The following is a 13,586-nucleotide window of genomic DNA, read 5'->3' as shown; positions in this document are numbered from 1 at the left end:
AACCTTATATAGCTCGCATACTTAGACCGTCTCTCGCCTGAGGAGAAGCTTTCCACCATGATGCGTATCGTGTTGTTCCTGGCCACCAACCTGGCGGTGCTGCTGATCGCCAGCGTCACCCTGCAGCTGCTCGGGGTCGATCGCTTCACCGGCCAGAACTACGGCAGCCTGCTGGCTTTCTGCGCCGTGTTCGGCTTCGTCGGCTCCTTCATCTCGCTGTTCCTGTCCAAGTGGATGGCGAAGATGAGCACCGGCACCGAAATCATCACCCAGCCGCGCACCCGCCATGAGCAGTGGCTGCTGCAGACCGTCGAGGAGCTGTCCCGCGAGGCCGGCATCAAGATGCCGGAAGTGGGTATCTTCCCGGCTTACGAGTCCAACGCCTTCGCCACCGGCTGGAACAAGAACGACGCCCTTGTGGCGGTCAGCCAGGGGCTGCTGGAACGCTTCTCGCCCGATGAAGTGCGTGCCGTCCTGGCTCACGAGATCGGCCACGTTGCCAATGGCGACATGGTCACCCTGGCCATGATCCAGGGCGTGGTGAACACCTTCGTGATGTTCTTCGCGCGCATCTTCGGCAACTTCGTCGACCGTGTGATCCTCAAGAACGAGGGCGAAGGCCATGGTATCGGCTACATTGTCGCGACCATCTTCGCCGAGCTGGTACTGGGCATCCTGGCCAGCATCATCGTCATGTGGTTCTCCCGTCGTCGCGAGTTCAAGGCCGATGACGCCGGCGCCCGCCTGGCCGGTACCGGCGCCATGATCGCTGCCCTGGAGCGCCTGCGTGCCGAACAGGGCGTGCCGGTGCACATGCCCAGCAGCATGACCGCCTTCGGCATCAACGGTGGCCTGAAAAACGGTCTGGCCGGCCTGCTGATGACCCACCCGCCGCTGGAAGACCGCATCGAGGCCCTGCGTCGTCGCGGCTGATCTCAGGCTTCGGTGAAAAGGCGACCTTCCGGTCGCCTTTTTTCTTTGCCGCCGCCTAGACTGGAGACAAGCCCGACGCACTTGAGATCTTCATGTCCAGTCGCCTACTCATCGGCCTTCTACTGCTGACCAGCTGGGCCAATGCGGAAACAGCCGACACCCTGCCCGTCCGTCTCAACACCAGTGCAGAAGAACCCTACCAAGTCGTGATGAAAGGCGAGCTGCGGGGCCTTTCCGTCGACGTACTGCAATGCATCTTCGACCGACTCCAACGCCCCTATGACATCAAGCTGACCTCCCTGAGCCGGGCCAGGCACAACGTGAGCCAGCGCACTGCGGATGGCTTCTTCAGCTCCGCGCCCGACAGCCAGGTAGACGGCTATGCCGAACTCTCCGCGCCATTACTGGTTGAGAAGTGGTACTGGTACGCCCTGGACCCACATGTTCTGAACCGCCCCATCTGGGATCGCCATCTGCGCATCGGCAGCGTGCTTGGCAGCAACAGCCTGACCTGGCTGGAGGCACGCGGCATTCCCGTGGCGCAGAAGGTCACGCGCCTGGAGCAGTTGGTCGACCTGCTACACCGTGGACGTATCGACCTGCTGCTGGCTGACAGCCATGTCATGGACAGCCTGCCGCCACAGAAGCACTGGCAGCGCCCGTTACTCCAACGCTTCGTGCGCTATTCACCGCTGGGTGTCTACTTCTCGCGCTCCTTTCTGGACGAACAGCCTGACTTCCTGAAAACATTCAACCAACAGGTAGAGAGCTGCGCTCCGCCCGGCACCCCTCTGAGCGACGAAGAGCAGACCTATCTTCATCAGCTGATCAGCCAGCACATCGACCGCTGGGCCTACCATCCCGACCTGCTTCAGGCCCTGCGAGACAAACAGCAGCAAGGCAATAGCCAGGACAGCATTGACCGACTGGACCAGCAATGGCGAGGCGAACTGCTGCTGGATGAAAAGCCTCTGATCCGCAGCGTGCTGAGCAGCAAGCCATCCAGCCTGCTGAAAGGCATCGCGAACCTATACCAGCCCCTGTTCAACGAACTGTTCATCAGCGCCGTCAATGGGGAACTAGTGGCCAGCAGTGAGACGACCAGTGACTATTGGCAGGGAGATGAGCTTGATTTCAAGCAAGCCAGAGACCTGAAGCCAGGCGACGTGCACATCAGCGACATCCAATACGACGGCTCGACCCAGAACTTCCAGAGCAAGGCTTCCGCTCCCTTGTACGACCCCCTGAATGGCCAGTTTCTGGGCGTGATCAGCCTGGGCGTCAACATAGAGACGGCCTTCGGTGACAACCTGCCCTGAAGGCCAACCATCGATTGAATAGATGTTATCGCCAAAAAAACTGAGTTATTAATCAACATAACAATTCAAGAAAATGGCGACCCACACCCGGAGAACGCCATGCTGCCCAGCCTGTTCATTTCCCACGGTTCCCCCATGCTCGCCCTCGAGCCAGGTGCCAGCGGCCCCGCCCTGGCCCTGCTGGCTGCGGCGCTGCCACGCCCGCGCGCGGTGCTGGTGGTTTCCGCTCACTGGGAAAGCTACGAACTAAGAGTCGGTAACGCCGCGCAGCCGCGCACCTGGCACGACTTCGGCGGCTTTCCCGCCGAGCTGTATGCCGTGCAGTACCCCGCGCCAGGGGAGCCTCAACTGGCGCAGCAGGTTCGCCAGCTGCTCATCGATGCAGAACTGCCCACGGAACTCGACGAGCAGCGCCCGCGCGACCATGGTGCCTGGGTACCGCTCATGCTGATGTACCCGGATGCCGACATTCCGGTCGTGCAACTGTCCCTGCCCAGTCATGCCGGCCCGGCCCTGCAAGTGAGGGTTGGCCAGGCCCTGCGCAGCCTGCGCGAGCAGGGCGTGCTGCTGGTCGGCTCCGGCAGCATCACTCACAACCTGGGCGAGCTGAACTGGCGCGCCGACCCGGAGGTGATCACCCCCTGGGCCGGCGAGTTTCGCGACTGGATGGTGGAGCGCCTGCACCAGGACGACCGTGCTGCCCTGCTGGACTATCGCCGTCAGGCACCGCACGCCGTGCGCAACCACCCCAGCGACGAACACCTGCTGCCGCTGTTCTTCGCCCTGGGGGCCGGTGAGCACTTCAGCCTGGTGCACAGCGGCTTCACCTATGGCGCGCTGGGGATGGATGTCTATCGCTTCGACTGACGGGCAAGCTGCTGAAATAAAAAGGAAATAGCCTTCACCTATGCTGCCGGCAGTTTTCCAGCAAGGCCGTCAGACATGCGCACCACACGCACCCTCCGCAAGACCCTGGATCTGGTCGCCAGCCACAACGAGGACGCCGCCCTGACGGTGATGCGCGCCGCCGAGCGGACCAGCGACGAGGTGCTGCGCCAGCAGCTGCTCAACGTCATCCACCTGCTCAACCAGGACGCCTGCGACCTGCGCAGCGTGCGCGAGCAGATGGAGCCCAAGCGCGCCTGAACTGGGCTTTCGCCCAATGCCTGGTTAGAGTGGTGGCACCTTCAGGGATAGGGAAGCGTCGCCATGTTCGCCAAGCTACTGGTCACAGTCGGTATCGCCTTCTACGCCGTGGTGGTGCCCATCTTCGAAATCAACGCCAGTCACGTGTTCAACCCGCACTGGACACCCCATGCCCGCCTGCATGAGGTCTGGCAGCTGACCACCAACTGCGCCCTGGGCGCCTTCAGCATGTGGCTGGTCTGGCTCAGGAGCGAGATCCGCCTGAGCAGCCTGATCACCCTCTTCGTTACCGGCGGCTTCCTCGTCGCCTACGCCCTGCGCGACCACTATGACGGCTCCATGGTGCTGTCCGACGGCTCGGAGAAGATGATCTTCGGCATCAACCTCGGCCTGTTCGCCTACAGCCTGGCCATTCTGCTGGCCGCCATCGCGGTGCTCATCGACCGACGCAAGCACCGTGCATAAAAAAGCCCCGCACAAGCGGGGCTCTCTCACAGCGGCAGGACTCAGTCCTCGCGATAGCGACGCAGCTTCAGGGCCTTGCCGGAAACGCGGGTGTCCTTCAGCTTGCCGAGCAGGCGATCGAGGCCGTCTTCCGGCAGCTCGATCAGGCTGAAGGTCTCGCGGATCTGGATGCGGCCGATGGCGTCGCGCTGCAGGCCGCCTTCGTTGAGGATGGCGCCCAGCAGGTTCTTCGCCGCGATACCGTCACGCGCGCCCAGCGCGGTACGGCAGCGGGCCTTGCCTTCACTCGGCGCGGCCATCGGGCGACGCTCGCGGACTTCACCACGCTCACCGCGATCGTAGGAACGCTCCGGGCGGTCGCCGTCGCGCTCACGGCGCTCGCGGGCCGGACCGGCGCTCGGCACCAGCGGCTGCTCGCGCTCGACGCTGGCCAGGTCCAGGGCCTGACCACCGGTGGCCTTCTTCAGCAGGGCTGCGGCCAGGGCACGCGGGCTGCAACCGATGTCGGCAACCAGACGATCCAGCAGGTCGCCATGGCTGGCTTCGGCATCGGTGGTCAGCGGGGTGAGGCTGGTGGTGAGCTTCTTGATGCGGGCATCCAGCACCTGCTGCGGGTTGGGCAGCTTGACCTCGCCGACCTTCTGCCCGGTGACGCGCTCGATCACCTGCAGCATGCGCCGCTCGCGCGGAGTCACCAGCAGCAGGGCGCGGCCTTCGCGACCGGCACGGCCGGTACGGCCGATACGGTGCACGTAGGATTCCGGGTCATACGGCATGTCGACGTTGAGCACGTGGGTGATGCGCGGCACGTCGATACCACGGGCAGCCACGTCGGTGGCAACCACGATGTCCAGACGACCGTCCTTCAGCGACTCGATCACGCGCTCACGCTGGTTCTGGGCGATGTCGCCGTTCAGCGCGGCGGCCTTGTAGCCCTTGGCTTCCAGCGCGGCGGCCAGGTCCAGGGTGGCCTGCTTGGTGCGCACGAAGGCGATCAGCGCGTCGAAGTCCTCGACTTCCAGCAGGCGGGTCACGGCGTTGATCTTCTGATCGGCGTGGATCATCAGATGCGCCTGCTCGATGCGCGACACGGTCTGGGTCTTGGCCGCGATCTTGACGTGCTTCGGCTCGCGCAGATGCTTCTCGGCGATCTCGCGGATCGAGTGCGGCAGGGTCGCGGAGAACAGCACGCTCTGGCGGCTGGCCGGCATGGCCTGGAAGATCACTTCCAGGTCATCCATGAAGCCGAGCTTGAGCATCTCGTCGGCCTCGTCCAGCACCAGGTGGCGGATGGTCGACAGCAGTTGATCGTTGCGGCTCAGGTGGTCGACCAGGCGCCCCGGAGTGGCGACGATGATCTGCGCGCCCATGCGCAGGGACTTGAGCTGCGGGCCCATGGGCGCGCCGCCGTAGACGGCAACGACGTTCACGCCCGGCATCTGCTTGGAGTAGGTCTCGAAGGCGGTGGCCACCTGCAGGGCCAGCTCGCGGGTCGGCGCCAGGATCAGGGCCTGCGGCTCGCGCTTGGCCGGGTCGATCTTGGACAGGATCGGCAGGGCGAAGGCGGCGGTCTTGCCGGTACCGGTCTGGGCCTGGCCGATCATGTCGTGACCGGCGAGGATCATCGGGATGGCCTGGGCTTGAATGGGGGAAGGCTCTTCGTATCCGACCGCGGTCAGCGCGGCGAGAATGGAGGGATGAAGGCCGAGGTCGGCAAAGGTGCCGGTTACTTCCTGAGTCATGGGTCTGCCTCTATGTGCATCCGCAAAAACCCAGGAACAAAAAAGGCTGCGCGCGCCGTGAAGGACCTTTTGGGTCACCCTGGCAGCCAATCAGCGGGTAGTTGCGAAAACGTGATGGATGAAACGTCAAGGGTAGTCCGCAGCGCGAACCAGCAGCGAAGCCAAGCTTCGTGAAAAATTGACGGGGCCAGTTTTGGCCGGGCGCGAATCATACAGGAAAATGCTGACGATATGGCAGGATTTTTGCCGAGACAGGTGTAACTACCGACGACAGGCCTGGATTCAGGTGTGTAACACCCTCGCCGGATGTCGCTGCAGGCGCCTGAGGCCTGAAAGCTCCTCACCCCTTTCCCCTCTCCTGCGGGGAGAGGGGAAAGGCCACTCAGCTGGCCGGGCGCAGCACATCCAGCAGCGGCTGCAACGAATAGCCCAGGCGCGGCGCCAGGGCCTCGGCACGCGCCGTCAAGGCATCGAAATTCAGCGGCTGGTCGAGATCGGCCGGCACCAGCAGGATGACGTTGCCCTCCTTCACCGGAATCTCCCAGTAATGGCGGTGGAACAGGCCACGCAGTAGCGCCGCGCCCAGTGGTTTGCCGTCGTCGTTGCCCCACTGGTTGATCACCAGCCAGCCGCCCGGGCTGAGGCGCTTCTGGCAGTTCTCCAGGAATGTCCAGGCCAGGTGCCCGGGTGCCGGGCCGGTGTCGGTATAGAGATCGACGAACAGCAGGTCGCAACTCTCGGCGCTATCGAGCAGCTCCAGGGCATCGCCGATGCGCACGTAAAGGCGCGGATCATCGGCCAGCCCCAGGTACTGCATGGCCAGGCGCGGGACATCCGGACGCAGTTCGATGGCTTCGACGTCCTCCAGCTCGAGGAACTTCAGGCAAGCCTGGGTCAGCGTGCCGCCGCCGAGGCCGAGGAACAGGGCGTTCTCCGGCGCCTCGTGGCACAGCGCGCCGAGCAGCATGGCGCGGGTGTAGTCGTATTCCAGCCAGGCCGGATCGCGGGTATAGGTGCAGCTCTGCTCGATGGCTTCGCCGAACTCGAGGAAGCGGTAGTCGCCCACCTCCAGCACACGGATCACGCCCCAGGCGTCGCGCACCTCTTCCAGCACAATTTCCTCGCGCAGGTCGCTCATTGGCCGAGCCCCTGGCGGAACTGCCCCGGCGTGATGCCGCTCCAGCGCCGGAAAGCCTTGGCGAATGCGCTTTCGTCAGAGAAACCCAACCCCTCCGCCACTTCCGCCACCCGTGGCGACTCGCGCAGGCGCTGCTCGGCCATCTGGTGCAGCACCTGGTCGCGCAGCAGCTTGAAGCTGGTGCCCTCCTCGCCCAGCTTGCGGTTCAGATGGCGGCCGCTCAGTTCCAGCTGCTCGGCGATACGCTCCTTGCCCCAGCGCGGCTGGGCGCGCAGCAGCTGTTGCACACGGGCGGCCAGGCTCTGCTGGCCCAGGCGTTCGAGCAGACTGTCGGCCAGGCCGCGCAGGTGCTCGCGCATCAGCGCGTTGGCCTGGATCAGCGGCACGGCGAGATCCGCACGGTCGTACAGCAGCGCGTTGTGCGTGGCGTCGAACGCCAGCGGGCAGCCGAGCAGCTCGTCGTATCGTGGCGTCTCGGCACGCGGCGCGTGGGCGAAGCGCACCTGCCGGGGCCGCACCCGCTCGCCGGTGATCCAGCCACTCATGTGCGCCAGGCTGGCCAGCACCGCCTCCACGCGCTCCTCGCGGCGCACCTGATAGTGCGGCAGATAGGCCAGGCACAGCAGATCGCCCTCCGCTTCCAGGGTGAACTCGCCCCCCTCGCCGACGATGGGGTAGTACTCCAGCAGTGCCTCCAGCGCCTCACCCAGGGTCTCGCAGCTCATCAGCAGCGCGCCGACCATGTCCAGGTGGCCGACCTGCAGGGCATGGCCCAGGCGCAGGCCGATCAGCGGATCGCCGGCGCCCGCGCAGAAGGCCTCCCACAGCTCGTCCTGGCGCGCGAGCGGAATGCGCGCCTCGCGGCTCGGCTCGCGCAGCTCGGCCGGCAACGGCAGGGCCAGGCGCTCGGCGGCCTGGAGGATGGCCTGGGCGTAATGGACGGTGACAGAGGGCGTGTTGCTCATGGGGTCCCGAATTAACCGGAGGAGGTCCTGATTGAGCCGTTACGGCACGAGGATGACTGCCTATGCTGGGCTCGAATAACGAGGCTGAGCGTGACAGGTGCGCGTTGTACCACGCCTGCGCAGCGCAGCCCATAGAGAGAGAGCCTTGCATGCATGCCATCATTGGAGCCGGCCCCATGGGGCTGGCCGCTGCGCGCCAGTTGCAGCGCCATGGTATCCCCTTCGTCGGTTTCGAGCTGCATTCGGATGTCGGCGGCCTGTGGGATTTCGCCAACCCGCACAGCACGCTGTACGAATCGGCACACCTGATCTCGTCCAAGGGCACCACGGCGTTCGACGAGTTCCCCATGGCGGACGACGTGCCGCCCTACCCGCATCACCGTCAGATCGGCCAGTACTTCCGCGACTATGCCACCCACTTCGGCCTGCGCCAGTACTACCAGTTCGACACCCGCGTGGTGCGCCTGGAACGCCTGGACCAGGGCTGGCGCCTGGTCAGCGAACGCCAGGGCGTGCAGCGCGAATGGCAGTTCGACGGCGTACTGATCGCCAACGGCACCCTGCACACGCCCAACCAGCCGGCCCTGCCCGGCCGCTTCGCCGGCGAACTGCTGCACTCCAGCGCCTACAAGAGCGCCGAGATCTTCGCCGGCAAGCGCGTACTGGTGATCGGTTGTGGCAACTCGGCCTGCGATATCGCCGTGGATGCCGTGCACCGCGCCAGCTCGGTCGACCTGTCGGTGCGTCGTGGCTACCACTTCCTGCCCAAGTTCATCCTCGGCAAGCCCACCGATACCTTCGGCGGCGCGGTCAAGCTGCCACGCCGGCTCAAGCAGCTGGTCGACGGCCTGCTGGTGCGCGCCCTGCTCGGCAAGCCTTCGCAGTACGGCCTGCCCGACCCGGACTACCGCCTGTACGAGTCGCACCCGGTGATGAACTCGCTGGTGCTGCACCATATCGGCCACGGCGATATCCAGCCGCGTGGCGACATCAAAGCGGTAGACGGCCAGCACGTGACCTTTGCCAATGGCGAGCGCGCCGAGTACGACCTGATCCTGCAGGCCACGGGATACAAGCTCGACTACCCCTTCATCGACCGCGCCGAGCTGAACTGGCCGCCGCAAGCCGACGCCCCGCAGCTCTACCTCAACGTGTTCCACCCGCAGCACGATGACCTGTTCATGCTCGGCATGATCGAGGCCTCGGGCCTGGGCTGGCAGGGCCGCGCCGAGCAGGCCGAACTGGTGGCCCTGGCGATCCTTCAGCAGCAGCGCCGCAGCGCCTCGGCGGCACGCCTGCGCCAGACCATCGCGCAACGCGCCAGCCAGCGCCTGGACGGAGGCTACGCCTACCTCAAGCTGCCGCGCATGGCCTACTACGTGCACAAGGACAGCTACCGCGCCGCACTCAAGGCGCACATCGCCGAGCTGCGCCGCGACCTCGCCGCCGTCAGCCAACCCGAGGAGCGGTTCGATGCCCAACGTCAATCTTGAGTTCTCGCCAGTGGCGATGATCGCCCTCAACGCGATCATCGCCCTGATGATGTTCGGCGTGTCGCTGGAGCTGCGCGCCGATGACTTCAGGCGCATCCTGCGTGCGCCCAAGGCGCCGGCGATCGGCATGCTGGTGCAGTTCCTGCTGCTGCCGGCAGCCACCTGCGGCCTGACCGTGCTGCTGCCGATCGACCCGCACCTGGCCCTGGGCATGATCCTGGTCGCCACCTGCCCCAGCGGCACCTTCTCCAACATCATGACCTGGCTGGCGCGCGGCAATGTCGCCGTGTCCGCCAGCGTCACCGCGGTGTCCAGCCTCACGGCCGGGATCTTCACCCCACTCAACTTCGCCCTCTACGCCGGGCTCAACCCCGAGACCCGCGCCCTGCTCACCACCATCAGCGTCGACCCGGTGGAGCTGCTAGCCATGGTGGTGCTGGTGCTGATCCTGCCGATGGTCGCCGGCATGGCCCTGGGCAAGCGTCGCCCGCACCTCGCGCGCAAGCTGGAGAAGCCGCTGCGGCACTTCTCCCTGCTGGTGCTGCTGGCTTTCGTCGGCGGCGCCCTGGTGAAGAACGTCGAGCAGTTCATCGAGCACTTCCACCTGTTCTTCTGGCTGGTGGTCACCCTCAACACCATGGCCCTGGGCCTGGGCTACCTGTGTGCCCGGCTGTGGCGCCTGTCCGAGGCCGACGTGCGCGCGGTGACCCTGGAGACCGGCATCCACAACTCGGCGCTGGGTATGGCGCTGATCTTCACCTTCTTCCCGCAGGCCGGCGGCATGCTGCTGATCGCCGCCTTCTGGGGCTGCTGGCAGCTGCTGGCCGGGCTGTTGCTGGCCCTGTACTGGTCGCGCCGCGCCCCACTCGCCCTGCCCGCCGGGGAGGCCACGCCATGAGCACGGTGCTGATCACCGGCGCCGCCAGTGGCCTCGGCTGGGCGCTGGCCCGGGCCTGCCACGCCCGTGGCGATGACCTGCTGCTCACCGATATCGACGCCGCCGGCCTGGCCGCGCGGGTGGCCGAACTGGGCAGCACACGGGTACAGGCGCTGGCCGGCGACATCACCGACGCGGCCCTGCACGGCCAGTTGGTCGAGACCTGCCGTACGGCCTTCGGTCGCCTCGACCTGCTGATCAACAACGCCGGTATCACCCACCGCTCGCCGACCCTGCGTACCGACCCCGGCGTGTTCCGCAAGGTCATGGCGGTGGACTACCACGCGCCGCTGGAGCTGACTCTGGCCGCTGCCGGCCTGCTGCGCGAGAGCCGTGGCCAGGTCGCCGCCATCGGCTCGATGGCCGGCTGGATGCCGGTGCTCGGCCGCGCCGGCTACTGCGCGGCGAAGAGCGCGCTGGGCCAGGCCTTCGAGGTGCTGCGCGCGGAGCTTGCGCGCGACGGCGTCGGCCTGCTGATGGTCTACCCAAGCTTCCTCGACACCCCGATCGACCGCAACGCCCTGGGCGCCGACGGCAAGCCGGCCGGCCACGCGCGCTCGACCATCGGCAGGATTCGCGGCGCCGACTGGATGGCCGAGGAAATCCTCAAGGGCCTGGAACAGCGCCGCGAGCGCCTGTTCCCCGACCGTGGCAGCTGGCTGGCCAGCCTGCTCTGGCGCCTGGCGCCGGCGCTGTACTACCGGCAGATGAGCCGGCGTTTCGCCGGGGAGATGGGTTGATGGCCTATGCACCCTATGCGCTGGGCGCCTTCATCCTGCTGGCCTACACCCTGGAGGCCATCACCGGCTTCGGCAGCATCGTCATCGCCCTGTCGCTCGGCGCCCTGCTGCTACCCATCGACCAGCTGCTGCCGGTGCTGGTGCCGCTGAACATCGGCATGACCGGCTACCTGGTCAGCCGCCACTGGCGCCTGATCGACCGCCGCCTGCTGCTCGGCACCATCCTGCCCGGCATGCTCGCCGGCACCCTGCTCGGCTACTGGCTGCTGCCGCACCTGGACACCCAGGCACTGAAGGCCGGCTTCGGCGCGCTGATCCTGTGGTTCGCCGGGCGCGAGCTGTGGCGCCTGCGCCATGCCCAGGCGCTGCCGGTGCGCCCGGCCTGGCTGACGCGCATCATCACCCTGGGCGCCGGCCTCAGCCACGGCCTGTTCGCCTCGGGCGGGCCGCTGCTGGTCTACGGCCTGGCCGGCACGGCGCTGGACAAGGCGCGCCTGCGCGCCACCCTGGTCAGCGTCTGGTTCAGCCTCAACAGCCTGCTCACCCTCGCCTTCCTGCTCGACGGCCGCCTGCTACCGGCCCTGCCGCAGGTGGCGAGCTACGCCCCGCTGCTGCTGCTCGGCGTGTGGCTGGGCGAACGCCTGCACCGACGCTTTGACGAGCGCCACTTCCGCATCGCCATCTACTGCCTGCTGCTGCTCACCGGCACCCTGCTGCTGGCCCCCTGGAGACTCGCATGAGCTACGACATCATCATCAAGAACGGCCTGTACTTCGACGGCAGCGGCGCCCCCGGCGCGGTCCGCCATGTCGGCATACGCGACGGCCGCATCGACGTGCTCAGCCTCAGCCCGCTGGATGAGAGCGGCTGCGCGCAGGTGATCGACGCCGCCGGCAAGTGGGTCACCCCGGGCTTCCTGGAAATCCACTCGCACTACGACGCCGAGGTGATCGCCGCACCGGCGCTGAAGGAGTCGGTGCGCCACGGCGTGACCAGCGTGACCATCGGCTCCTGCTCGATCAGCATGGTGCTGGCCGAGCCGGAGGACTGCTCGGACCTGTTCACCCGCGTCGAGGCGGTGCCGCGCGAGTACGTGCTGCCGATCCTGCAGGAGAAGAAGAGCTGGCGCGACGCCGCCGGCTACCGCGCCTTCTACGAGCAGCTGCCGCTGGGGCCGAACGTCAATTCCTTCCTCGGCCACTCCGAGCTGCGCGTGGCGGTGATGGGCCTGGAGCGCGCCACCCAGAAGATCACGCCGAGCGAGGCCGAGCTGGCGCGCATGGAGCAATTGCTGGAGGAAGCGCTGGACGCCGGCTGCATCGGCCTGTCGGTGATGACCACGCGGCTGGACAAGATGGACGGCGACCGCGCCTGGTCCAGCCCGCTGCCCTCGACCTTCGCCAGCTGGAAGGAGTTCTCCCGCCTGTTCGCCATCCTCCGCCGCCGTGGCGCGGTGCTGCAGGGCGCGCCGAACGCGGTGACCAAGGTCAACGTGTTCGCCTTCCTCTGGCAGGCCCACGGCTGGTTCAGAAAGCCGCTCAAGTGCACCATGCTCACCGCGCTGGACCTCAAGTCGCAGCCGCTGCTGCACCGCTTCACCCGCCTCTCCGGCTGGCTGGCCAACAAAGTGCTGCGCGGCCACTTCCGCTGGCAGACCTTGCCGGCGCCCTTCACCCTGCGCCTGGAAGGGCTCAACGTGAACGCCTTCGAGGAGTTCGGCGCCGGCGAGATCCTGCGCAACATCAAGGATCCGGACGAGCTCTACGCCAAGGTCAAGGAACCGGAGTTCCGCGCCCTGTTCAAGAAACAGGTCAAGGCCATCCTCACCAAGGGCCTGTGGCACCGCGACTTCTCCGACTGCTGGGTGACCGAGTGCCCGGATGCCTCGCTGGTCGGCAAGAACTTCAAGCAACTGGGCGAGGCCCGTGGCCTGGACGCGGTGGACGCCTACTTCGAGCTGGCCTGCCAGTACCGCGAGGCGCTGAAGTGGACCACCTGCTACGGCAACCAGCGCGAGCCGATCATGCGCAAGCTGCTGGCCAGCCCCTGGACCCACCCCGGCTTCGCCGATTCCGGCGCGCACCTGCGCTCCATCGCCCAGTACAACTTCCCGCTGCGCTTCCTCAAGTACGTGCGCGATGCGCAGCTGGCCGGCGCGCCCTTCATGGAACTGGGCCAGGCGGTGCGCCGCTGCAGCGGCGAGCTGGCCGACTTCATCGGCGTGGACGCCGGCTATATCCGCGTCGGCGACCGCGCCGACCTGGTGATCGTCAACCCCGAGGGCCTGACTGCGGAGCTGGACGCCATCGCCGAGGAGCCGATGGAAGTGCTCGGCCTGGTGCGGGTGGTCAAACGCAACGACGCGGCAGTCGAGCTGACCCTGATCAACGGACACATCGCCTACCAGCGCGGCCAGGAATACCCGGACGACCTCGGCAAGGCGAAGCGCTACGGCCGCTTCCTGCCGGCCCGCGACGTACTGCCGCGCTCGGCGCCCGCAGGCGCGCTGCAGCCCGCCACCGCCTGATTGAGCCTGGGTGCAATCCGGGAGCGGAGCGGCCTGCCTCCCGGATTGCATCCGGGCTACGAAGCCAACGACTAACCAAGGACCATCCCCTCTCCCGTTTACGGGAGAGGGCTAGGGAGAGGGCCAAACCCTCGCCATTCACCAGGTGCCGCCAAGAGCACCGTCTCCCGGAACGCTGCCC

Annotated in this window: 12 protein-coding genes and 1 pseudogene; 10 read left to right on the top strand and 3 right to left on the bottom strand. The window is 66.6% G+C overall.

Annotation, left to right across the window (positions count from 1 at the left end; genetic code table 11):
• Positions 1–57: 57 nt before the first annotated feature.
• The 5 genes from htpX (at position 58) to ACOAPY_RS09135 (ending at position 3,863) form a co-directional block, all read left to right on the top strand.
• Positions 58–933, top strand: a complete 876-nt coding sequence (gene htpX / locus ACOAPY_RS09155) for a protease HtpX (RefSeq protein WP_076583564.1) — start codon at positions 58–60, stop codon at positions 931–933.
• A 92-nt stretch (positions 934–1,025) separates the two neighbouring features.
• On the top strand, positions 1,026–2,252 hold the full coding sequence (locus tag ACOAPY_RS09150) for a transporter substrate-binding domain-containing protein (protein WP_465156340.1): 1,227 nt from the start codon (positions 1,026–1,028) through the stop codon (positions 2,250–2,252).
• 99 nt (positions 2,253–2,351) lie between these two features.
• Entirely contained in the window at positions 2,352–3,119 is a 768-nt protein-coding gene (locus tag ACOAPY_RS09145) for a DODA-type extradiol aromatic ring-opening family dioxygenase (RefSeq protein ID WP_465156338.1), read from the top strand.
• Positions 3,120–3,194: 75 nt separating this feature from the next.
• Positions 3,195–3,398, top strand: a complete 204-nt coding sequence (locus tag ACOAPY_RS09140) for a hypothetical protein (RefSeq protein ID WP_076428526.1) — start codon at positions 3,195–3,197, stop codon at positions 3,396–3,398.
• Positions 3,399–3,461: 63 nt separating this feature from the next.
• A complete protein-coding gene (locus tag ACOAPY_RS09135; RefSeq protein ID WP_465156336.1) occupies positions 3,462–3,863 on the top strand; it encodes a hypothetical protein in 402 nt (133 codons plus the stop codon).
• Between the two features lie 41 nt (positions 3,864–3,904).
• Here the strand turns inward: ACOAPY_RS09135 and ACOAPY_RS09130 are convergent.
• From ACOAPY_RS09130 to ACOAPY_RS09120, 3 genes and pseudogenes are all read right to left on the bottom strand, one after another.
• Positions 3,905–5,639: pseudogene (locus ACOAPY_RS09130) on the bottom strand (DEAD/DEAH box helicase).
• A 348-nt stretch (positions 5,640–5,987) separates the two neighbouring features.
• A complete protein-coding gene (locus tag ACOAPY_RS09125; RefSeq protein WP_465156334.1) occupies positions 5,988–6,743 on the bottom strand; it encodes a spermidine synthase in 756 nt (251 codons plus the stop codon).
• Complete coding sequence (locus ACOAPY_RS09120) at positions 6,740–7,708, bottom strand: AraC family transcriptional regulator (protein ID WP_465156332.1); 969 nt, start codon at positions 7,706–7,708, stop codon at positions 6,740–6,742. Before ACOAPY_RS09120 ends, ACOAPY_RS09125 begins: the two co-directional genes overlap by 4 nt.
• 149 nt (positions 7,709–7,857) lie before the next feature.
• Here ACOAPY_RS09120 and ACOAPY_RS09115 point away from each other — a divergent pair, with 149 nt between their 5' ends.
• From ACOAPY_RS09115 to ACOAPY_RS09095, 5 genes are read left to right on the top strand one after another with little or no spacing between them, the layout of a single operon-like run.
• Positions 7,858–9,201: a flavin-containing monooxygenase gene (locus ACOAPY_RS09115; protein ID WP_465156330.1), complete on the top strand. Its 1,344-nt coding sequence runs from the start codon at positions 7,858–7,860 to the stop codon at positions 9,199–9,201.
• Positions 9,182–10,099 (top strand): bile acid:sodium symporter family protein, encoded by a 918-nt coding sequence (locus tag ACOAPY_RS09110; RefSeq protein ID WP_465156328.1) that lies wholly within the window; start codon positions 9,182–9,184, stop codon positions 10,097–10,099. The genes ACOAPY_RS09115 and ACOAPY_RS09110 overlap by 20 nt, the downstream gene beginning before the upstream one ends.
• Positions 10,096–10,878: an SDR family NAD(P)-dependent oxidoreductase gene (locus tag ACOAPY_RS09105; RefSeq protein WP_465156326.1), complete on the top strand. Its 783-nt coding sequence runs from the start codon at positions 10,096–10,098 to the stop codon at positions 10,876–10,878. The genes ACOAPY_RS09110 and ACOAPY_RS09105 overlap by 4 nt, the downstream gene beginning before the upstream one ends.
• Positions 10,878–11,618, top strand: a complete 741-nt coding sequence (locus tag ACOAPY_RS09100; RefSeq protein WP_465156324.1) for a sulfite exporter TauE/SafE family protein — start codon at positions 10,878–10,880, stop codon at positions 11,616–11,618. Before ACOAPY_RS09105 ends, ACOAPY_RS09100 begins: the two co-directional genes overlap by 1 nt.
• A complete protein-coding gene (locus ACOAPY_RS09095) occupies positions 11,615–13,405 on the top strand; it encodes an N-acyl-D-amino-acid deacylase family protein (protein ID WP_465156322.1) in 1,791 nt (596 codons plus the stop codon). Before ACOAPY_RS09100 ends, ACOAPY_RS09095 begins: the two co-directional genes overlap by 4 nt.
• Positions 13,406–13,586: the final 181 nt, after the last annotated feature.

The sequence above is a fragment of the Pseudomonas stagnisoli genome (genome assembly GCF_048595745.1).
Lineage (GTDB): Bacteria > Pseudomonadota > Gammaproteobacteria > Pseudomonadales > Pseudomonadaceae > Aquipseudomonas > Aquipseudomonas alcaligenes_A.
The sequence above is the reverse complement of the archived record's forward strand: the minus strand, read 5'-3'. Positions and strand labels throughout refer to the sequence as shown.

Bases quoted from the DNA above. Each gene is read 5' to 3' on its own strand.
- ACOAPY_RS09095 (WP_465156322.1), top strand. From the start codon at position 11,615: ATGAGCTACGACATCATCATCAAGAACGGCCTGTACTTCGACGGCAGC.
- ACOAPY_RS09115 (WP_465156330.1), top strand. From the start codon at position 7,858: ATGCATGCCATCATTGGAGCCGGCCCCATGGGGCTGGCCGCTGCGCGC.
- ACOAPY_RS09110 (WP_465156328.1), top strand. From the start codon at position 9,182: ATGCCCAACGTCAATCTTGAGTTCTCGCCAGTGGCGATGATCGCCCTC.
- ACOAPY_RS09150 (WP_465156340.1), top strand. From the start codon at position 1,026: ATGTCCAGTCGCCTACTCATCGGCCTTCTACTGCTGACCAGCTGGGCC.
- htpX (WP_076583564.1), top strand. From the start codon at position 58: ATGATGCGTATCGTGTTGTTCCTGGCCACCAACCTGGCGGTGCTGCTG.
- ACOAPY_RS09120 (WP_465156332.1), bottom strand. From the start codon at position 7,708: ATGAGCAACACGCCCTCTGTCACCGTCCATTACGCCCAGGCCATCCTC.
- ACOAPY_RS09145 (WP_465156338.1), top strand. From the start codon at position 2,352: ATGCTGCCCAGCCTGTTCATTTCCCACGGTTCCCCCATGCTCGCCCTC.
- ACOAPY_RS09135 (WP_465156336.1), top strand. From the start codon at position 3,462: ATGTTCGCCAAGCTACTGGTCACAGTCGGTATCGCCTTCTACGCCGTG.
- ACOAPY_RS09125 (WP_465156334.1), bottom strand. From the start codon at position 6,743: ATGAGCGACCTGCGCGAGGAAATTGTGCTGGAAGAGGTGCGCGACGCC.
- ACOAPY_RS09100 (WP_465156324.1), top strand. From the start codon at position 10,878: ATGGCCTATGCACCCTATGCGCTGGGCGCCTTCATCCTGCTGGCCTAC.
- ACOAPY_RS09140 (WP_076428526.1), top strand. From the start codon at position 3,195: ATGCGCACCACACGCACCCTCCGCAAGACCCTGGATCTGGTCGCCAGC.
- ACOAPY_RS09105 (WP_465156326.1), top strand. From the start codon at position 10,096: ATGAGCACGGTGCTGATCACCGGCGCCGCCAGTGGCCTCGGCTGGGCG.